This is a genomic window from Saccharothrix stipae, from assembly GCF_054781895.1.
Map to the genome: position 1 here is coordinate 110,814 of NZ_BAAGTN010000022.1, position 19,630 is coordinate 130,443.

Here is a 19,630-nt window from a genome sequence, read left to right on the forward strand (position 1 = left end):
TCGACCGCGTTGCGCGGCAACGATCCTCAGGACGGGTGGACGCCCGGCCCGTGGTCGGGATCCGGGTCCGGTGCGATGCGGGTCGGGCTGAGCGACGCCTCGTCCTCGCCCTCCTCCAGCAGCGTGGCCGCCGGACCGACCACCCGCGGGTCCGGCACGCCGACCACCTCGGGGTCCGCGTCGGCGTAGTCCACCCGCGCCAGCACGCTGCGCATGGCCTCGATGCGGGCCCGCTTCTTGTCGTTGCTCTTCACCACGGTCCACGGCGCGGCCTCGGTGTCGGTGGTGCGGAACATGGCCACCTTCGCCTCGGTGTAGGCGTCCCACCGGTCCAGCGACTCGATGTCGTTCGGGCTGAGCTTCCACTGCCGCACCGGGTCGACCTGCCGGATCAGGAACCGCGTCCGCTGCTCCGCCCGCGACACCGAGAACCAGAGCTTGACCAGCACGATCCCGTCGTCCACGAGCATCCGCTCGAACGTCGGCGCCTGCCGCATGAAGCGCTCGTACTGCTCGTCGGTGCAGTAGCCCATGACCCGCTCCACACCGGCGCGGTTGTACCAGGACCGGTCGAACAGCACGATCTCACCGGCGGTCGGCAGGTGGTTGACGTAGCGCTGGAAGTACCACTCGCCCTGCTCGCGCTCGGTCGGCTTGCTCAACGCCACCACCCGCGCGCCGCGCGGGTTGAGGTGCTCGGTGAACCGCTTGATGGTGCCGCCCTTGCCCGCCGCGTCACGGCCCTCGAACACGACGACCATCCGCCCGCCGGTGTCCTTGATCCAGTACTGGAGCTTGAGCAGCTCGATCTGGAGCAACCGCTTGGACAGCTCGTACTCCTCGCGCGTCAGCCGCGTCGGGTACGGGTAGTTCTCCCGCCAGGTGTCGATCTCGGTGCCGTCCGGGTGCCGGAGCACGGGGTCGTCCCCGTCGTCGTAGTCCACCAGGAGGTCGTCCACGCTCAGGCCGGGGAAGAGTCGGGAGATGTCGGGCACGCTGTCCACGGTCTCGACGTACCCACGCCGCCACCGGGCAAACTCCGGCGACGGCGACGGCGACGGCGACGGCGACGGCGACGGCGCGGGCCGCGTTCGTGCTCGTGCACGTGAACGCGGCCTCACGCCGACCGAGCGGTTACAGCAACGTGCCGATCTGCGCCGCGACCAGGTCGATCCGGACGCCCTGGTTCGGGCAGCCGCCGTAGTGGTGCAGCCCGATCACCTTGTGCGTGCGGCGGGACAGCACCGGCGAGCCGGACGAGCCGCCCTCGGTGTCGCACCGGTAGGCGATGTCGGACTGCGACGAGCTGCCGTTCACCCGGACCGCCGAGACGACGCAGTAACCGCCGCCGTTCTGGTCGTCACGCAGGGAGAGCTTCTTGAGCTTGCCCGCCGGGTGGCCGACGACGTACATCTCCTCGCCGACCGCCGGCACCCGCGCGTCCAGCTCCAGGTAGCCGAACGACGCCAGCGAGGCGAAGTTCGTGACGCTGAACAGGGTGTAGTCCAGCGCCGCGCTCGTCTTGAGCACCGACGACACCAACACCTTGGTGACCGCCGCGCTGGTGGTGCCGCCGCAGGTCGGGCACTGGTAGTTGAACCACACCTCGATCCCGGTGCCGCTGGTGAAGCAGTGGTTGTTGGTCAGCATCCGGTTGTCGGCGCCGACCCGCCACGCCGTGCACAGCGAACCGCCGTTGCGCAGCAGCTTGGCCACCGCCCTGGTGCGGCCGAACTCGGTGGGGTTGCTCGACTGGTAGCAGACCGCGTCGCGGTAGTCGTTCGTGCCGCAGATGCTCTGGGGCGCGATCTCCGCCGCCGCGGCCAGTTCGGCGTCGGTGTACCCGCGGGTGATCTTGTCGAGCCGCACCCGGCTGGCCGGGTGCGCCGGTCCGCCGTCTTGGCCGCGCAGGCTGATCACGGCCTTGTCACCGGTGACCGACATGGCCCAGAAGCCGGTCGCGTCCGGGGTGGCCGTGCCCGACGCGGTGACGTCGGAGGTGTAGCGGTAGGTCTCGGCGCCGGTCGGGTCGGACACCGTGAGCACGTCGCCCGCGATCAGGCGCAGGCCGGTGAAGTGCGTCTTCAGGTACCACGAGCCGGGGCGTTCGACGGTCGTGGACGGTGACTTGCGGCCGAGGACGGTCGACACGACCTCGTCCTCGCCCACCTTCTGGGTCTGCTGGAAGTGCTCCGGGGCCGCGGTGGCGGTGGCGGTTGCTCCTAACAGGGGTATGAGGAGCAGGGCAGCAGCGAGGAGTTGCAGGGTTCTCCGCACTGGTTCACCTCACTTTGTGAGCAGGGGTGGTGACAGGTCGTGATGCTGCTCCTTTCACTCGGAAGTGTCAGCCCGCCGAACGTCGGGTAGCGTTCCGGCGACGTTGGTCCGTCCACAAGGGACAGAGAACGATCCCGTTCGCGCACGCGGAAACGCCCGGTGATCGGACGGTCCGTGATCACCGGGCGTTCGGCGTGCGGTCAGGCGTCGCGGTCCTGGTCGATCGCGACCGACTCGACCACCTGGTCGAAGGACTCGTAGCGGCGTTGCGGGATCGAGTGCAGCGCGTGCACGGTGTCCTCGTCGGCGTTGTTGCGCGACGCGTGGTCGACCAACTGCCCCTTGTCCGCCGGGTACGCGACGTCACCCAGCACGGTGCGCAACCTGCCCACCGTCGTCGTGTCGCTCATCGCTCTCCCTTCAAGCATCGGCGGTCGCCCACCGGTTACCCGGCCGTCGTGCGCCGACACCCGACCCTCGCCCCCGACCCCGACGGGCCGGCCGCCGGCAAGACGTACCGTGGACCGCGTGAGCACCGCACCGACCGTCACCCTGGGCGACCGCTTCGCCCGGGATCTCCCGGAGATGGCTCTGGCCTGGCAGGCCGAGCAGGCTCCCGCGCCACGCCTGCTCGTGCTCAACGAGCGGCTGGCCGCGGCACTCGGGCTGGACGTCGCGTGGCTGCGTGGCGCCGAGGGCCTCCGCCTGCTCGTCGGCGAGCACGTCCCCGACGGCGCGACCCCGGTGGCGCAGGCCTATGCCGGGCACCAGTTCGGGCACTACGCCCCGCGGCTCGGCGACGGGCGCGCGCTGCTGCTCGGCGAGGTCGTCCACGCCGACGGCGAGCCGCGCGACCTGCACCTCAAGGGCTCCGGGCGCACGCCGTTCTCCCGTGGCGGCGACGGCTTGGCGGCGGTCGGCCCGATGCTGCGCGAGCACGTGGTCAGCGAGGCGATGCACGCGCTCGGGATCCCGACGACCCGCTCGCTGGCCGTGGTGGCGACCGGCCGGCCGGTGCGCCGCGAGACCGTGCTGCCGGGAGCCGTGCTCGCCCGGGTCGCCCGCAGCCACCTGCGCGTGGGCAGCTTCCAGTACGCCAGGGCCACCGGCGACGTGGACCTGCTGCGCCGCCTGGCCGACCACGCGATCGCCCGCCACCACCCCCGCGCGGCGCGGGCCGAGCGCCCGTACCTCGCGTTGTTCGAGGCGGTGGTCGCGGCACAGGCCGCGCTGGTGGCGCGGTGGATGCTCGTGGGGTTCGTGCACGGCGTCATGAACACCGACAACATGACGATCTCCGGCGAGACCATCGACTACGGGCCGTGCGCGTTCATGGAGGCGTTCGACCCGGCCACCGTCTACAGCTCCATCGACCACGGCGGGCGCTACGCCTACGGCAACCAGCCGCGCGTGGCCGAGTGGAACCTCGCCCGGCTCGCCGAGGCGCTGCTCCCCCTGTTCGCCGACGACGAGGAGCAGGCGATCGCCCTGGCGGTCGAGGCGCTCGGCACGTTCCGCGGGCGGTACGACGACTCCTGGTCGGCCGGGATGAGGGCCAAGCTCGGCCTGCCCGACCACGTCGACCACGCGGTGACCGGGCCCCTGGTCGAGGAACTGCTCGCCCTCCTCCAGGACAACCGCGTCGACCACACGTCGTTCCACCGCCGCCTGGGCGCGGCGGCCGGCGGCGACACCGGGCCCGCGCGCGAGCTGTTCCTCGACCTCGCCGCGATCGACGGCTGGCTGACGCGCTGGCGGGCCCTCGAACCGGACGCCGACGCGATGGGCCGGGTCAACCCCGCCTACATCCCCCGCAACCACCTCGTGGAGGAAGCGCTCGACGCCGCGACCGAGGGCGACCAGCGTCCGCTCGAACGCCTCCTGGACGCGGTGACCGCCCCCTACGACGAGCGCCCCGGCCTCGACCGCTACGCCGAACCCGCCCCGAACGGGTTCGCCGCCGCCTACCAGACCTTCTGCGGCACCTGAGGTCCGCGCGCGGAGCACCACCGGGAGCGACGGTCGTCGGTGGGCGACGACCGTCCGGGAACTAGCGCGCCACCCTCGGCACGAAGGCGTAGATGCTGGCCGGCGAGCCGGAGCCACGTCGGTTGACCGTGCCGCCGACCAGGACGTGCGCGCCGGTCGGCGGCAGCTCGGCCAGGTTCGCCAGGATCTCCAGGCTGATCCGGTGCTCGCGGTAGAGCAGCTTGGAGACCCGGTACTCGACGTCCAGGGCCGACTCGGGGCTGAACGTGTCGGTGCCCAGCGCGCCCCGGCGGCCGAGGCGGCCGGTGTCCACCAGCCACCGCACGGCCGCCAGCGAGAACCCGGGCTGGTGCATCTGCCCGTCGGCGTCGAAGTTGAAGAACGCCGGGGTGCCCCAGCGCTCCTCCCACCCGGTCCACAGCACGACCGCGGCCTCGTTCGGGATGCGACCGTGCCGCCTCTCCCACCGCTGGAGGTCGGCGACGCTCACCTCGTAGTCGGCGTCGCGCGCGGCCTCGTCCCGCACGTCGATCCGGACGGCGGGCAGGAACAGGTCCTCGGCGTCGAGCTCGTCGGCGTGCGGCTGGTCGGCGTTGAAGTGCGCGGGCGCGCCCCAGTGCGTGCCGGTGTGCTCCCCCTGCTGCACGTACTGCAGGTAGAACCCGTGCTCCGGCACCGTGGTCACGGTCGTCAGGGTGAACGCCGGGTCGCCCGGGTACACGTTGGTCCGGTCCGGGTCGTTCACGTGCGCCAGGTTGACCAGTCGGTAGTCGGCCAGGCTCAGCGCACCCGTCCGGCCCGAGGCCCCCGCCGACCCCCCGCCCGCGATCATGCCGCCCACCGCTGTCGCCACACCCGCGAGCATCGACCGTCTGCGCACCGCCGACCACTCCTCTGCCTAGCCGTCACCCGATCCGGGCAACCGTACCGGCTGGGTGATCACAAAACGACGACCTGCCGGACGGCTTCTCCGGACGCCAAACGGGTGAACCCGGTGTTGATCTCGTCCAGCGCGAGGCGGCCGGACAGCAGTTCCTGGACGGGTAGCCGACCGGCCCGGTACAGGTCGACGAACCGGGGCACGTCCCGCCGCGGCACGCAGGAGCCGAGGTAGCTGCCCTTCAACGTCCGCTGCTCGGCGACCAGGCTCAACGCGGGCAGCGAGACGGTGCGGTCGGGGTGCGGCAGGCCCACGGTCACCGTGGTGCCGCCGGCGCCGGTGGCCAGGTACGCCTGCTCCAGCACGGCCGCCACACCAGTGGTGTCGATGACCTTGTCCGCGCCACCGCCCGTCAACGAGCGCACCTCCGCCACCGCGTCCGGACCACCGGCCACGTCGTGGGTCGCGCCGAGCTTGCGGGCCAGCTCGCGCTTGTGCGCCACCACGTCCACCGCGACGATCTGCGTCGCGCCCGCCGCCCGTGCGGCGAGCAGCGCGGCCAACCCCACGCCGCCGAGCCCGAACACCGCGACCCGGTCACCCGGCGTGACGGCCGCGCTGTAGAACGCGGCGCCCGCGCCGGTGAGCACCGCGCAGCCGAACAGGGCGGCGATCTCGAACGGCAGGTCGGCGGGCACGCGGGTGGCCGACTTCTCCGACACCACGGCGTACTCGGCGAACCCGGACACACCCAGGTGGTGGTGCGCGCGCGTGCCGTCGGGCAGCCGGAGCCGCCGCGCTCCGCCGAGCAGCGTGCCCTCGCGGTTGGCCGCCGCACCCGGTTCGCACAGCGCCTGCCGCCCGGACACGCACCGGCGGCACGAACCGCACGCGGGCACGAACGACAGCACCACCCGGTCGCCGACGGCGAAGTCCGACGCGCCCGGCCCGGTCTCGACCACCTCGCCCGCGGCCTCGTGGCCGAGCAGCATCGGCAGCGGCCGGAGCCGGGAGCCGTCGATCACCGACAGGTCGGAGTGGCACAACCCGGTGGCGCGCACCTCCACGAGCACCTCGCCGGCGCCCGGCGGGTCCAGGTCGAGGTCGAGCACCTCCAGCGGACCGCCCACCTCGGTCAGCACCGCGCCCCTGGTCCTCACGCCACCACCAGCCCTTCCATCGCGGCGCGCACACCGGCCGGGATGGCCACCGGCTTGCGGGTCTCGCGGTCGGTGAACACGTGCACGAAGTGCCCTTCGGCGACCACGTCGTCCCGTCCTTCCGGGTAGAAGCCGACCTCGTAGCGGACGCTGGAGCGGCCGAGGTGCCCGATCCGCAGGCCCGCGTCGACCGCCTCGGGGAACGCGATGGACGCGCGGTAGTTGCAGTGGGACTCCACGCACAGGCCGATGGCCTGGCCGTGGTGGATGTCCAACCCGCCCTCGGTGATCAACCACGTGTTGATCACGGTGTCCATGAAGGCGTAGTGCACGACGTTGTTCACGTGCCCGTACACGTCGTTGTCGTGCCACCGGGTCGGTATCCGCTGCCAGTGCCGGTAGTCCTGTCGCACCCATCCTCCTGATCAGTCGAGCATCCGGGTCAGCTCGACCCGGGACCGCACCTCGAGCCTGGCGAAGATGTTGCGCAGGTGGTGCTCGACGGTGCGGTGGCTCAGGAACAGCCGGGCGGCGACCTCCCGGTTGGTCGCGCCTTCGGCGACCAGGCGGGCGATCTGCGCCTGCTGCGGGGTCAGACCCGCGGCCGGGTCGACGTCGGAGCGGCCCGCGGCCCGGTTGGCGGCGCGGTCGGCGGTCCGGTCGGCCTGGGTCGGCCCGACCGCCTCGCCCGCCGCGCGCAGCTCGGCGCGGGCGCGGACGACCCAGCGGTCGGCGTCGTAGCGCTGGAAGATCTTCACCGCGTCGCGCAGCAGGTCGCGCGCGGCCCGCGGTTTGCGGTCGCGCCGCAGCCGGTGGCCGTAGAACAGCTCGGTCTTGGCCAGTTCCATGGCGGTGCCGCTGGCCCGGTGCAGCCGGATCGCCTCGCGGAAGTGCTCCTCGGCGCGCGGGCCGTCGGCGAGCAGGCCGCGGCAGCGGTGCGACAACGCCAGCCGCGCCGCGCTGCCCGTGGTGCCCGCCCACTTCTCGTACCGGCGCAGCGCCCGGTCGCCGGTGGACGGCCGGCCGCAGCCGACGGCGGCCTCCACCACGTGCGGCGCGGCCATCACCTTGATGCCGGTGTGCACGCCGCCCGACCCGGCGGCCATCAGCCGCAGCCGGTCCAGCGCGTCGGCCGGGCGGTCCAGCACGAGGTCGACGCAGGCGAACGCCCACGCGCCGAACGTGCCGGAGCGGCCCAGCCCACGCTCGGCGATCTGCTCGGCGGCGGCGTCGATGCGGTGCATCGCGGTGTCGGTGTCGCCGCGCAGGGCGGCGACCAGGGCGAGGATCGTGAGGTGGTCGACCACGGCGTTGTGCTGGCCGATGGCGGTGGCCGCGTGCACGCCCTCGAACGCGGCCGACAGCGCCGCCGAGTGCTGGTCCAGCAGCAACGCCGACAACGCGCGGTAGACCAGCGCCCACGGCACCAGGGCGGTCAGGCCGTGCTCGTGCGCCGCCGTGACCGCGCTGGTGGCCAGCTCGTGCGCCCGGGACGCGTCGCCGAGGGTGTAGGCGGCCTGGCCGCCCCAGATCTTGGCCTGCGGGTGCGGCACCCGTTCGGCCAGCTCGATCACCGAGCGCAGCACGGGCAGGGCCTCCTCGTGCCGTCCGGCGAACGTGGCCGCCATGCCCGCGAGGTGGTCCAGGGTGATCCGCGTGTCGTCCGGCTCGTCGGGTCGGCGCAGGCTCGCCGCGAACGCGGCGGTCTCGGCGTACCGGGCGTGGTCGCCCGCGATGCTGGCCGCCTCGCCCGCGAAGCCGAGCGCGGTGATGGCCAGCGAGCGGTGGGTGCCGACGAGCTCGCCCGCCGCGTGCAGCAGTCGGCGCACCGCGACGTCGGGCAGGCCGTTGCCGAGGTCGATGCCGCCGCGCAGCAGCTCGGTGCGGGCCCGCAGCTCGCCGCTGTCGGTCAGCCGGGCGGCGGTGCGCAGCGCGACGCGGGCCCGGCGGGGCGCACCGGACGCCCAGTGGTCGGTGGCGGCGGCGATCAGGTGGCGCGCCCTGGCGTCCGGGTCGGTGGTGAGCGCGGCGGCGCGGTCGTGGTCCCGGGCCGCGGCCGGGTAGTCGCCACAGCGGCGGGACCGGCTCGCGGAGTCGACGAGGCGTTCGGCGAACGCGTCGCGCACGCCGGGCGCGCGGGCGGCCTCGTGCCAGGTGCGGCGCGGGCCGGGCGGCAGGTGCTCGGCCAGGGCGGCGTGCGCGGCGTAGCGCAGGGCCAGCGGGATCTCGGTGCGCAGCGTGGACCGGACCAGGGGGCCGCCGTCGAGCAGGGCGGCGGCCTCCTCCACCGCGGCCAGGTCGAGGTCGGGCAGCCGGGCCAGGGCGTCGGCGTCGACCTCGTCGTCCACCACGCTCAACGCCGCCGCGTGCCTGGCCTGCGGGGACAGGGCGTGGAAGCGGGCGCTGAACCTGGCCCGCAGCGAGCTGTCCTCGGGCAGCGCGTCCGGCGCGGGCGCGGTGCCGCCCAGCTGCTCGGAGGTCAGCGCGCGGGCCAGCTCGGTGAGCGCGAGCGGGTTGCCCCGGGCCAGGTCGGCGACGTCGTCGGCCAGGCCCGGCGCGAGGCCGGGGCGCAGGTCGCGCAGCACGCGCAGGCTGTCGCCGTGGTCGAGCGGGTCCAGCCGCACCCACGGCAGGCCCAGCGGCCCGCCCTCCGTGGCGACCAGCAGGGCCACCGGCTCGTCGGCGGCGTGCGCGGCGAGCTCCACCAGCCAGTCGGTGTCCTCCAGGAGGTGCGCGTCGTCGACGCACAGCAGCACTTCGCGGTCGGTCGGGGCGGCGGCCTCCCGTGCGGCGGCGAGCATCGCGGTCTTGCCCGACCCCGGGCCGCCCCGCAGCACCAGCGCCCCACCGTGACCGGCGCGGGCGCGGGCGAGCAACGCGTCGACGGCGACGCGCTGCCGGTCACGTCCGCGCAGCATGCGGCCAGTCTGTCGGGAGTTCCGCGGCGAGCGGAAGGGCTCGGGGCAAAATTATCTACCAGTGTTAGTTTTCGGCCCCGGACCGGTGGTTGCACCGATGCGCGGCGCTCACCCGGTGGCGCAGGGTCATTGCTGTCCGTAGTTCCCTGCCAAGCGAGGTGTACACCGACGTGCAACTCCGCAAACTGATCCCCGCGCTGATCCCGGCGCTGGCCCTGTCCCTGGTCGGCGTGACGCCGGCGAACGCCGAGGTCGAGTACCGGCGCGGTCCCGCGCCGACCAGTTCGAGCATCGAGGCGTCCCGCGGCCCGTTCGCCACGGCCACCACCACGGTGTCCTCCTTGTCGGTCTCCGGTTTCGGCGGCGGCACGATCTACTACCCGACCAGCACCGCCGAGGGCACCTTCGGCGCGATCGCCATCTCGCCCGGCTTCACCGGCACGCAGTCCACCATCTCGTGGCTGGGCCCGCGCATCGCGTCGCAGGGCTTCGTGGTGTTCACCATCGACACCAACAGCACCCTGGACCAGCCCGACAGCCGGGCGAGCCAGCTGCTGTCCGCGCTGGACTACCTGACCCAGCGCAGCTCGGTGCGGACCCGGATCGACGCCTCCCGGCTCGGTCTGATGGGTCACTCGATGGGCGGCGGCGGCACGATGCGCGCCGCCGAGCAGCGCCCGTCCCTGCAGGCGGCGATCCCGCTGACCGGGTGGCACACCGACAAGTCCTGGGGCAACAACCGGGTGCCGACCCTGGTCGTCGGCGCCGAGGACGACTCGGTGGCGCCGGTGTCGTCGCACTCCATCCCGTTCTACACCTCGCTGCCGTCCACCCTGGACAAGGCGTACCTGGAGCTGAACGGCGCCAGCCACTTCGCGCCCAACAGCTCCAACACGACGATCGCGAAGTACAGCATCGCGTGGCTCAAGCGGTTCATCGACAACGACACCCGCTACGAGCAGTTCCTGTGCCCCTCGCCCCCCGACAGCTCGCTGATCTCGGACTACCGGGACACCTGCCCGCACTCGGTCTGAGCGGCGGGTCGGCAGACCCGGGCGTGGCGTCGCGGTCGACCGCGGCGCCACGCCCGTTCCACGTCCGTTGACGCGGTGTCGGCTACCCGCCGGCACCGCGTGTTTCGTCGTACCCACTTGCGAGTGAATTTTGGTCCGCAAACATGCGGAATGCCCACCCAGCGATTGGTCTCGTCGGCGTCAACGACACTTTTCAGTGAAATCGGTTACGATCATTGAGCTAGTCATTCCCTGTCGTGCGGAATAAACCCTCGCCGGTACCGGAAGATCACCCGTTAATTACTTGCGGGGTGGACAACGTCCACGGTGAGTGCGCAAACGGGGGCTGGTTGACCCTCAGGGGGGTCGTCACATCGGCCGCTTCCCGTGCCCCGTTCAGGCTCACTACCGTCAACCCGGACCAATGAACGAATTCCGATTGGCGGTGTGACGCGGTGACTGTGACCGATTCGGACTTGGACACCGAGCGACCTCGGCTCAGCCTCGGCACGGCGGCGGCGCGGAACCTGGCGACGACGACGAAGTCCGTTCCCCAGATGCAGGGCATCACCTCGCGGTGGCTGCTCAAGCTCCTGCCCTGGGTGGAGGCGAAGGGCGGTGCCTTCCGGGTCAACCGCAGGCTCAGCTACTCCGTCGGCGACGGGCGGCTGACGTTCACCAACATCGGCGCCGACGTCCGCGTGATCCCGCAGGAGCTGACCGAGCTGGCGCTGCTGCGCGGTTTCGAGGACGTCGAGGCCCTGGCCGCGCTGGCCGACCGGTTCGAGCAGCGCGAGTACGAGCCGGGTGCGGTCATCGTGCAGGTCGACCAGCCGCAGGACGCGGTCTACCTCATCGCGCACGGCAAGGTGAACATGATCGGCCAGGGCGAGTACGGCTCGCAGACCGTGCTCGGCACGCTCGCCGACGGCGAGCACTTCGGCGGCCAGGTGCTCGCCGGGCCGCAGGGCGAGTGGGACCGCACGTTCAAGGCCGTCACGCCGGTCATCGCCCTGGTGCTGCCGTGGGACGTGTTCGAGCGGCTCAACGGCGAGGCGGGCGGGCTGCGCGCGCACATCCAGCGCATGTTCGCGGCCGGCGAGGGCAAGTCCAACGCCTACGGCGAGGCCGAGATCGACATCGCCTCGGGCCACGAGGGCGAGCCGGACCTGCCCGGCACGTACGTGGACTACGAGGTCGCGCCGCGCGAGCTGGAGCTCAGCGTCGCGCAGACCGTGCTGCGGGTGCACAGCCGCGTCGCCGACCTCTACAACCACCCGATGGACCAGGTCGAGCAGCAGTTGCGGCTGACCATCGAGGCGCTGCGCGAGCGCCAGGAGCACGAGATGGTCAACAACCGCGACTTCGGGCTGCTCAACAGCGCGGACCTCAAGCAGCGCATCCACACCCGCAGCGGCCCGCCCACCCCGGACGACATGGACGACCTGCTGGCCACCGTGTGGAAGGAGCCGACCGCGTTCCTGGCCCACCCGCGGGTCATCGCGGCGTTCGGCAACGAGTGCACCAAGCGGGGGATCTACCCGTCGACCATCGACCTCAACGGCCACCACGTGCCCGCGTGGCGCGGTGTGCCCGTGCTGCCGTGCAACAAGATCCCGCTGACCAAGACCCGCACCAGCTCGATCATGCTGCTGCGCGCCGGCGAGCACAACCAGGGCGTCATCGGCCTGCACCAGACCGGCCTGCCCGACGAGTACCAGCCCGGTCTGAACGTGCGGTTCATGGGCATCAACGAGAAGGCGATCATCTCCTACCTCGTCAGCGCCTACTACTCCACCGCGATCCTCGTGCCGGACGCGATCGGCGTGCTGGAACACGTGGAGCTCGGCCGCGAAGACTGACCATCCCCCTGACCAGATTGGGCAGCTGACGTGACCGTGACAGACCCCGGCCTCGCACCCGAAGAGGCCGAGCAGCAGCGGCAGAGCCTGAGCACCGCGAGCGCGCGGAACCTGGCGAGCACCACCAAGTCCACCCCCCAGATGCAGGGCATCTCGCCGCGGTGGCTGCTGCGGAAGCTGCCCTGGGTGGCCACCCGGGCAGGCACGTACCGGGTCAACCGCCGCCTCACCTACGCCGTCGGCGACGGGCGGGTGAGCTTCACCAGCACCGGCGCCGAGATCCGGGTCATCCCGCAGGAGCTGCGCGAGCTGCCGATGCTGCGCGACTTCCCGGACGACGACGTCCTGACCGCGCTGGCGGACCGGTGCCGGCAGCGGGAGTTCCAGCCCGGCGAGCTCCTGGTGTCCTCCGGTGAGCGGGCCGACGAGGTCGTCCTGGTCGCGCACGGCAAGGTGAGCAAGATCGGGCGCGGCCAGTACGGCGACCAGACCGTGCTCGGCACGCTGGCCGACGGCGACCACTTCGGTGGCGAGGTGTTGTACGGCGACGAGCTGACCTGGGACTACACCGTCAAGGCGATCACGCCGGTGACCGTCCTGGTGCTGTCGTGGCAGTCGGTGCAAGAGCTCGGGGATCGGGCGGACGCGCTGCGGGAGCACATCGAGGCGTTCGCGCGCCAGGCGGGCAAGCCGCAGAACAAGCACGGCGAGGCGGCGATCGAGATCGCCTCCGGCCACGAGGGCGAGCCGGACCTGCCGGCGACGTACGTGGACTACGAGCTGGCGCCGCGCGAGTACGAGCTGGAAGTGGCGCAGACCGTGCTGCGGGTGCACACCCGCGTCGCCGACCTCTACAACCACCCGATGAACCAGACCGAGCAGCAGTTGCGGCTGACCATCGAGGCCCTGCGCGAACGTCAAGAGCACGAGATCCTCAACAACCGCCGGATCGGGCTGCTGCACAACGCGGACCTCAAGCAGCGCATCCACACCCGGGGCGGCCCGCCCACCCCGGACGACCTGGACGAGCTGGTGTCCCGGCGGCGCAAGACGGCGTTCATGCTGGCCCACCCGCGCACGATCGCCGCGTTCGGCCGGGAGGCCAGCAAGCGCGGCGTGTACCCGGGGACGGCGGACGTGGACGGCACCAAGGTGGTCACCTGGCGGGGTGTGCCGCTGCTGCCGTCGGACAAGATCCCGATCTCGCCGCAGCACACCACCTCGATCCTGGCCATGCGGATCGGCGAGGAGGACAGCGGCGTGATCGGCCTGCACCAGCCCGGCATCCCGGACGAGGTGCAGCCCAGCCTGAACGCCCGGTTCATGGGGATCGACGAGAAGGCCATCGTGTCCTACCTCGTCAGCGCCTACTTCTCGGTGGCCGTGCTGGTGCCGGACGCGCTCGGCATCCTTGAGCACGTGGAGATCGGTCGGTCCTGACCACTCGGAGTCGACGGCAGCCGGGCCACCACACCCGGCTGCCACTCCTCCCCTGCCGCTTGCTCCTCTCCTGCGGCTCTCCCGTGCCCTTCTTCCCTGCCTTTCTCTCCCGTCCCCTTCTGCGCTTTCTCCCCCTGCCCTCACTTCCGCGCCCGCGCGGCCGGCGCCAATCCTCCGGAGGAGGGCGCTTCCCCCCCGAACAGGAGCTGTGGCGATGACCGACCTGGACGTGAGCCTCGATCACCGGTCCGCGCACGAGGTGTTGAACTGGAGCCGTGCCGGGGTCGACCCGGCGTTGCGGAGCGCGGTCGACCGGTTGCCGGACTCCATGCGGACGATCGCGGGCTACCACTTCGGCTGGTGGGACGAGCACGGCAGGCCGACGGGCGCGGACGCGGGCAAGGCGATCCGGCCCGCGCTGGCGCTGCTCGGTGCGCAGGCGGTGGGCGGCGCGGTGAACGCGGCGCTGCCGACCGCGGTGGCGGTGGAGCTGACGCACAACTTCTCGTTGCTGCACGACGACGTCATGGACGGCGACACGACCCGGCGGCACCGGCCGACGGCGTGGCACGTGTTCGGCGTGAACCCGGCGATCCTGGCCGGTGACGCGCTGCTGACGTTGGCGATGGACGTGTTGGCGGGCAGTGGTCACCCGCAGGCGCAGCAGGCGATCCGGGTGCTGTCGGCTGCGGTGCAGCGGTTGTTGGACGGGCAGAGCGCGGACCTGTCCTTCGAGGAGCGCGCCGACGTGCGGTTGGCGGAGTGCGTGCGGATGGCCGAGTGCAAGACCGGTGCGCTGCTGGGTGCGTCGTGCGCGTTGGGCGCGTTGTTCGGCGGCGGTCGGCCCGAGCAGGTGGAGCACCTGCGGTCGTTCGGCGAGCGGGTCGGCTTGGCGTTCCAGTTCGTGGACGACCTGCTCGGCATCTGGGGCGACTCGGAGGTGACGGGCAAACCGGTGTACTCGGATCTGCAGAACCGCAAGAAGTCCCTGCCGGTGGTGGCCGCGCTGACGTCGGACACCCCCGCCGGCCGTGAACTCCACTCGCTCTACCACGCCGAGCACCAACTCACCCCGGTCGAGCTGGCGCGTGCGGCGGAGCTGATCGAGGAGTCGGGCGCCCGTGCGTGGGCACAAAGCCGCGCCGACGACCTCCTCGTCCGCGCGCGGGAGCACCTGCGTGCCGCGGGACCAGCCGAGCGCGCCGCACGCGAACTGGACGCCGTCGCCCGCTTGGCCACTCGCCGTGACCACTGAGCGCCGAGCGACCTCCAATAGCCTCCGACCTGCGGTTTTTCTGCGGAGAGGAACTACGAACGAGTGAACATAAAAGAAGGACCAAAGAAAACGCCGTTATCGCCCAGGTGAAACGTCGGTTGAAACAACGAGGCCGGCAACCAACCCCTGCCCTGCCACCCACCACCCCGCGCCCACCGCACCCTCCGAATCCCGACAGCCGGCCTGACGAGTCACCCAGATCCGACGAGGAGCCCCGCCGTGGCCTTTCCCTTAGTGCTGCTGGCCTCACCCCGGTCGTTCTGCGCCGGGGTCGAACGGGCCATCGAGATCGTCGACCGCCTCCTGGACCAGCGCGGTGGCCCGGTCCACGTGCGCAAGCAGATCGTGCACAACACCCACGTCGTGGCCGAGCTGGAGGCACGTGGCGCGGTGTTCGTGGACGAGCTGGACGCGGTGCCGGACGGCGCGGTCGTGGTGTTCTCCGCGCACGGGGTGTCGCCCGCGGTGCGGGAGGAGGCCGCGCGGCGAGGGCTGGAGGTGGTCGACGCGTCCTGCCCGCTGGTGACGAAGGTGCACGCGGAGGCGAAGCGGTACGCGGCGCGTGGCGACACGGTGGTGCTGATCGGGCACGCCGGGCACGAGGAGGTCGAGGGCACGCTCGGCGAGGCACCCGAGCAGATGGTGCTGGTGGAGACCGTCGCGGACGTGGCGGCACTGGAGGTGCCGGACCCGACCAGGGTCTCCTACCTGACCCAGACCACGCTCGCGGTGGACGAGACGGCCGAGGTGCTGGCCGCGTTGCGGGAGAAGTTCCCGGCGTTGCGAGGGCCGTCGGCGGCGGACATCTGCTACGCCACCACCAACCGGCAGGACGCGGTGCGCGAGATCGCGCATGACGCCGACCTGGTGCTGGTGGTCGGTTCGGAGAACTCCTCGAACTCGGTGCGGCTGGTGGAGACCGCCCGTCGGATGGGCACGCCCGCGCACCTGGTCGACGACGCGTCCGGCATCCGGGCGGAGTGGCAGGACGGCGCGCGGGTGGTCGGGGTGAGCGCGGGCGCCTCGGCGCCGCCGCGGCTGGTGGACGAGGTGGTCGAGGCGCTGGGCGCGTGGGACGTCCAGGTGCGCGAGACGGCACGGGAGACGATCCAGTTCACCCTGCCGACCGCGGTCCGACCCCGGTGACGTCACCGCCCGGTCGGTCCTCAGTGGACCGACCGGGCGGCGGAAACCGCAAGCGGCGCAACCCGCCTCGCTCGTACCCGCCTCACTCGTAGGAGACGGCCTGCAGGACGTTCAACCGGGCGGCGCGGATCGCGGGCAGGATCGCCGCGACCACGCCGACCACGGCGGCGATCAGGAGGTAGCTGCCCAGCTGCGCCCACGGGATGCCGAGGTCGGTGAACCCCTGGTCCGCGAGCGCCCGGACCGCCGCGACGCCCAGCGCGGTGCCCACCACCAGGCCGAGCAGCGCGCCGAACACCGAGATCACCACCGATTCGACGGTGATCATCCGCATCACCTGCGCGCGGCGCATTCCGATCGCCCTCAGCAGCCCGAGCTCACGGGTCCGCTCGATCACCGACAGCGCCAGCGTGTTGATCACGCCGAGCACCGCGATGAGGATGGCCAGGGCGAGCAGGATCTGGATCATGATCAGCACGGTGTCGAGCTGCGCGGCCTGCTGCTCCGCGTACGAACCGAGGTCCTGCACGGACACCTCGGGGTTGTCGGCGAACAGCGGCTCGATGCCCTGGCGCAGGTCGGCGACGTTCACCCCGGGGTCGGCCTTGATGAACGCGCTGCTGATCTGCGGCAGCGCGAACTCGTCGACCGCCGACCGGGGCAGGATGACGGCATCGGTCACCACCACGCTCTTGGCCAGCACGAACGCGACCGTGTAGCTGCGCGGCCCGCCCTTGGTGGTCTGCACCTCCGCCGTGCTGCCCTGGCGCAGGTTCAGCGCGGTGGCGGTGGCCTCGTCCAGGCCGATCTCGCCGTCGCCGAGGTCGCCGATCGTGCCGCTGGTGGTGCTGAGCCCGAAGATGCGCTCCATCGCGGGCACGTCGGTGACCACCGTGCCGAACTTGCGCTGCCCGTCGATCACGACACCGTCGTTGTACCAGCCGAACCCGGACTCCACGCCCGGCGTGGCGAGCACCCGGTCCATCCGGTCGGCGGTGAACGTGCCGCTGGTCTCGCCGTTGGCCGACTCACCGGAGATGATCAGGTCGGCCTTGATCTGCGTGTCGGCGACCTTGGTGATGCTGGTGGTGGCCGAGGTGAGCACCACGCTCACGCCGGTGATCAGGGCGATGCCGACCATCAGCGCGGCGGCGGTGATGGCGGTGCGGCGCGGGTTGCGCGCGGAGTTGCGCCGGCCGAGCGTGCCGGGCACCGACCAGGCGAGCAGCTTGCCGATCACGGACACGACGGGCCTGCTGATCAACGGTGTCAGCAGTGCGACGCCGACGAACGAGACCAGCAGCCCGGCCATGATGAGCCACAGCGTCCCGTCGGCGAAGCCGAGGCCGAGCATCCCGCCGCCGACCAGCGACAGCGCGGCGCCCGTGACGGTCAGCTTGGTCAGCGGCCGGTCGGGGGTGGCGGCCTCGCGCAGTGCGGCGACCGGTGCGATGCGGGAGGCGCGCACGGCGGGCAGCAACGCCGCCAGCACGGTGACCACGATGCCGACCGCGAACGAGGAGATGATCGCCGAGGAGGGCACCGAGAGGCCCGCGAGGTGCAGGCTGCCGCCGCCGATGGTGCTGAACAGGTTCGCCAGCAGGGCGCCGACGCCGATGCCCGCGGCCAGGCCGACCACGGCGGCGACGAGACCGATGACCACCGCCTCGATCACGACGGAGGCGATCATCTGCTTGCGGCTCGCGCCCATGGCCCGCAGCAGCGCCAGCTCTCGGGTGCGTTGCGCGACGATGATGGAGAAGGTGTTGAGGATGATGAAGATGCCGACGAACAGCGCGATGCCCGCGAAGCCGAGCAGCACGTAGTTGAAGAACGCGAGCCCTTCGCCGATCTCGTCGGCCGACTCGCTCGCCAGCTGCTCGCCGGTCTTGGCCTGGTAGGCGTCACCCAGTCGGGCCTGCACGCGGTCGCGCAGCGCGGCCTGCGACACGCCTTCGTCGGCCAGCACGGTGATGGTGCTGTACGCGCCGGGCGTGCCGAGCAGGAGTTGTTGGGCCGTGGTCTCGGTGAAGGCGGTGGTGAGCTCGCCGCCCAGGGAGTCGCGGTCGCCGGGGTAGCCGAAGATCCCTGCGACGGTGAACGTGCGCTTCGGCTCCAGGGTGAGCACGGACATCCGCTCGCCGACCTGGAACCCGCCGGTCTCGGCCAGGTAGGCGCTGATCGCCACCTCGTCGTCGCGTCGGGGCGGTGTGCCCTCGCGCAGCTCCTCCTGGCCGTCGTCGCGCCAGGCGGTGCCGACGCGTGGCGCGCCGGAGGTGGTGAGCACCTTGCCGTTCTCGCCGATGGGTCGGGCCGAGCCGGTGACGTCGCCGACCGCGGTGCGCACGCCGTCGACCGACGCGACGGCCTTGACGTCGTCGGCGGTCAGGGTGCCGGCGAGTGCGGCCTCGGGGTCGTCCTCGTCGATCTTGGGTCGCACCGCGACCTGGACGTCCACTTCGGAGTAGACGGTGGCGAAGAGGTCCTTGAACGAGCGGTCGAGCGTGTCGGTCAGCACGAACGAGCCGGACACGAACATCACGCCGAGCACGACGGCCAGGCCGGACAGGACCAGCCGCAGCTTGCGTGCGAGCACGCTCTTGAGCGTCGCCTTCAGCATCAGGCCACGACCAGCCGGTCGTCGCCGTCGAGGGCCTTCATGGTGTCGAGCACGGCGGCGGCGGTGGGTTCGTGCAGTTCGCGCACGATCCGGCCGTCGGCCAGGAAGATGACGCGGTCGGCGTAGGAGGCGGCGTTCGGGTCGTGGGTCACCATGACGACGGTCTGGCCGAAGTCGCGGGCCGAGCGCCGGAGGAAGCCGAGGACCTCGGCGCCGGAGCGCGAGTCGAGGTTGCCGGTGGGCTCGTCGGCGAACACGACGTCGGGCCGGGCGACCAGGGCGCGGGCGCAGGCCACGCGTTGCTGCTGACCGCCGGACAGCTGCGTCGGCCGGTGCGTGAGCCGGTCGCGCAGGCCGACGGTGTCGATCACGACGTCGAACCAGGCGCGGTCGACCTGCCGGCCGCCGATGGCGAGCGGGAGGGTGATGTTCTCCTCGGCGGTGAGCGTCGGCAGCAGGTTGAACTGCTGGAAGATGAAGCCGACCTGGTTGCGGCGCAGGTCGGTGAGGGCCTTGTCCCCCAAGCCGTCGACCCTGGTGCCGCCGATCCACACCTCACCGGAGTCGATCACGTCGAGTCCGGCCAGGCAGTGCATGAGCGTCGACTTGCCCGACCCGGACGGTCCCATGATCGCGGTGAACCGGCCGCGGTCGAACTCGACGCTCACCCCCGCCAGCGCGGTGACCGCGGCTTCCCCCGTGCCGTAGGACTTCCACACGTCCACCGCTCTCGCGGCAGCCCCTGCCTTGCCCGTCACCGGTCCTCCACCCCTGTGCCCGGACGGCGCTCGCCGTCACGGGAGCAAATGTGGCGGATCAGTGGGTGGCGGCGCGTCGGGAATGACCCCGGAATCGTGGTCGGGGTATTTCCCGGAGGCGGTTGCGGGATTGCCGAACTTCAATCCCCTCAAGTGTTCCGCGGCGTCGGCGTGATCACGGATCTCGCACCGCCCGGTGCACTTGGTGATCGCTTCGGCCGATCCGTCCCCGGCGATCGGGAGCCGAACGGCGGGCGAACGAGAGGTGAAGCGACCCGATCATCCGATGCC

15 protein-coding genes are annotated in these 19,630 nt (G+C 71.9%); 6 read left to right on the forward strand and 9 right to left on the reverse strand.

Annotated features, from left to right (window positions below; genetic code table 11):
• Positions 1 to 26: 26 nt before the first annotated feature.
• The 3 genes from ppk2 to ACYVLT_RS35540 form a co-directional block, all read right to left on the reverse strand.
• A complete protein-coding gene (gene ppk2, locus ACYVLT_RS35530) occupies positions 27 to 995 on the reverse strand; it encodes a polyphosphate kinase 2 (protein ID WP_461124638.1) in 969 nt (322 codons plus the stop codon).
• Between the two features lie 139 nt (positions 996 to 1,134).
• On the reverse strand, positions 1,135 to 2,277 hold the full coding sequence (locus ACYVLT_RS35535; RefSeq protein WP_461124548.1) for a trypsin-like serine peptidase: 1,143 nt from the start codon (positions 2,275 to 2,277) through the stop codon (positions 1,135 to 1,137).
• Between the two features lie 200 nt (positions 2,278 to 2,477).
• Entirely contained in the window at positions 2,478 to 2,687 is a 210-nt protein-coding gene (locus tag ACYVLT_RS35540; RefSeq protein WP_360461047.1) for a DUF2795 domain-containing protein, read from the reverse strand.
• Between the two features lie 118 nt (positions 2,688 to 2,805).
• Here ACYVLT_RS35540 and ACYVLT_RS35545 point away from each other — a divergent pair, with 118 nt between their 5' ends.
• Positions 2,806 to 4,266 (forward strand): protein adenylyltransferase SelO, encoded by a 1,461-nt coding sequence (locus tag ACYVLT_RS35545; protein WP_461124549.1) that lies wholly within the window; start codon positions 2,806 to 2,808, stop codon positions 4,264 to 4,266.
• Positions 4,267 to 4,327: 61 nt separating this feature from the next.
• Here ACYVLT_RS35545 and ACYVLT_RS35550 read toward each other — a convergent pair whose 3' ends face one another.
• The 4 genes from ACYVLT_RS35550 to ACYVLT_RS35565 are packed head-to-tail and all read right to left on the reverse strand — an operon-like array spanning position 4,328 to position 9,224.
• A complete protein-coding gene (locus ACYVLT_RS35550; RefSeq protein ID WP_461124550.1) occupies positions 4,328 to 5,146 on the reverse strand; it encodes a cyclase family protein in 819 nt (272 codons plus the stop codon).
• Between the two features lie 59 nt (positions 5,147 to 5,205).
• On the reverse strand, positions 5,206 to 6,306 hold the full coding sequence (locus ACYVLT_RS35555) for a zinc-binding dehydrogenase (protein WP_461124551.1): 1,101 nt from the start codon (positions 6,304 to 6,306) through the stop codon (positions 5,206 to 5,208).
• Complete coding sequence (locus ACYVLT_RS35560) at positions 6,303 to 6,719, reverse strand: acyl-CoA thioesterase (RefSeq protein WP_461124552.1); 417 nt, start codon at positions 6,717 to 6,719, stop codon at positions 6,303 to 6,305. The genes ACYVLT_RS35555 and ACYVLT_RS35560 overlap by 4 nt, the downstream gene beginning before the upstream one ends.
• 12 nt (positions 6,720 to 6,731) lie before the next feature.
• The gene (locus tag ACYVLT_RS35565; RefSeq protein WP_461124553.1) at positions 6,732 to 9,224 is read right to left on the reverse strand and encodes a LuxR C-terminal-related transcriptional regulator; all 2,493 of its coding nucleotides are present in this window, start codon (positions 9,222 to 9,224) and stop codon (positions 6,732 to 6,734) included.
• A 170-nt stretch (positions 9,225 to 9,394) separates the two neighbouring features.
• Here ACYVLT_RS35565 and ACYVLT_RS35570 point away from each other — a divergent pair, with 170 nt between their 5' ends.
• The 5 genes from ACYVLT_RS35570 to ispH all read left to right on the forward strand — a co-directional run bounded on the left by ACYVLT_RS35570 (position 9,395) and on the right by ispH (position 15,961).
• The gene (locus ACYVLT_RS35570) at positions 9,395 to 10,258 is read left to right on the forward strand and encodes an alpha/beta hydrolase family protein (protein WP_461124554.1); all 864 of its coding nucleotides are present in this window, start codon (positions 9,395 to 9,397) and stop codon (positions 10,256 to 10,258) included.
• Positions 10,259 to 10,692: 434 nt separating this feature from the next.
• On the forward strand, positions 10,693 to 12,099 hold the full coding sequence (locus tag ACYVLT_RS35575) for a family 2B encapsulin nanocompartment shell protein (protein WP_461124555.1): 1,407 nt from the start codon (positions 10,693 to 10,695) through the stop codon (positions 12,097 to 12,099).
• Between the two features lie 30 nt (positions 12,100 to 12,129).
• Positions 12,130 to 13,539, forward strand: a complete 1,410-nt coding sequence (locus ACYVLT_RS35580; protein WP_461124556.1) for a family 2B encapsulin nanocompartment shell protein — start codon at positions 12,130 to 12,132, stop codon at positions 13,537 to 13,539.
• 214 nt (positions 13,540 to 13,753) lie between these two features.
• Positions 13,754 to 14,794: a family 2 encapsulin nanocompartment cargo protein polyprenyl transferase gene (locus ACYVLT_RS35585; protein WP_461124557.1), complete on the forward strand. Its 1,041-nt coding sequence runs from the start codon at positions 13,754 to 13,756 to the stop codon at positions 14,792 to 14,794.
• A 240-nt stretch (positions 14,795 to 15,034) separates the two neighbouring features.
• Complete coding sequence (gene ispH / locus ACYVLT_RS35590; RefSeq protein WP_461124558.1) at positions 15,035 to 15,961, forward strand: 4-hydroxy-3-methylbut-2-enyl diphosphate reductase; 927 nt, start codon at positions 15,035 to 15,037, stop codon at positions 15,959 to 15,961.
• Positions 15,962 to 16,043: 82 nt separating this feature from the next.
• Here the strand turns inward: ispH and ACYVLT_RS35595 are convergent, their stop codons facing one another.
• Positions 16,044 to 18,581, reverse strand: coding sequence for an ABC transporter permease (locus tag ACYVLT_RS35595; protein WP_461124559.1), 2,538 nt, complete (start codon positions 18,579 to 18,581; stop codon positions 16,044 to 16,046).
• Positions 18,581 to 19,339, reverse strand: a complete 759-nt coding sequence (locus ACYVLT_RS35600) for an ABC transporter ATP-binding protein (protein WP_461124560.1) — start codon at positions 19,337 to 19,339, stop codon at positions 18,581 to 18,583. Before ACYVLT_RS35600 ends, ACYVLT_RS35595 begins: the two co-directional genes overlap by 1 nt.
• Positions 19,340 to 19,630: the final 291 nt, after the last annotated feature.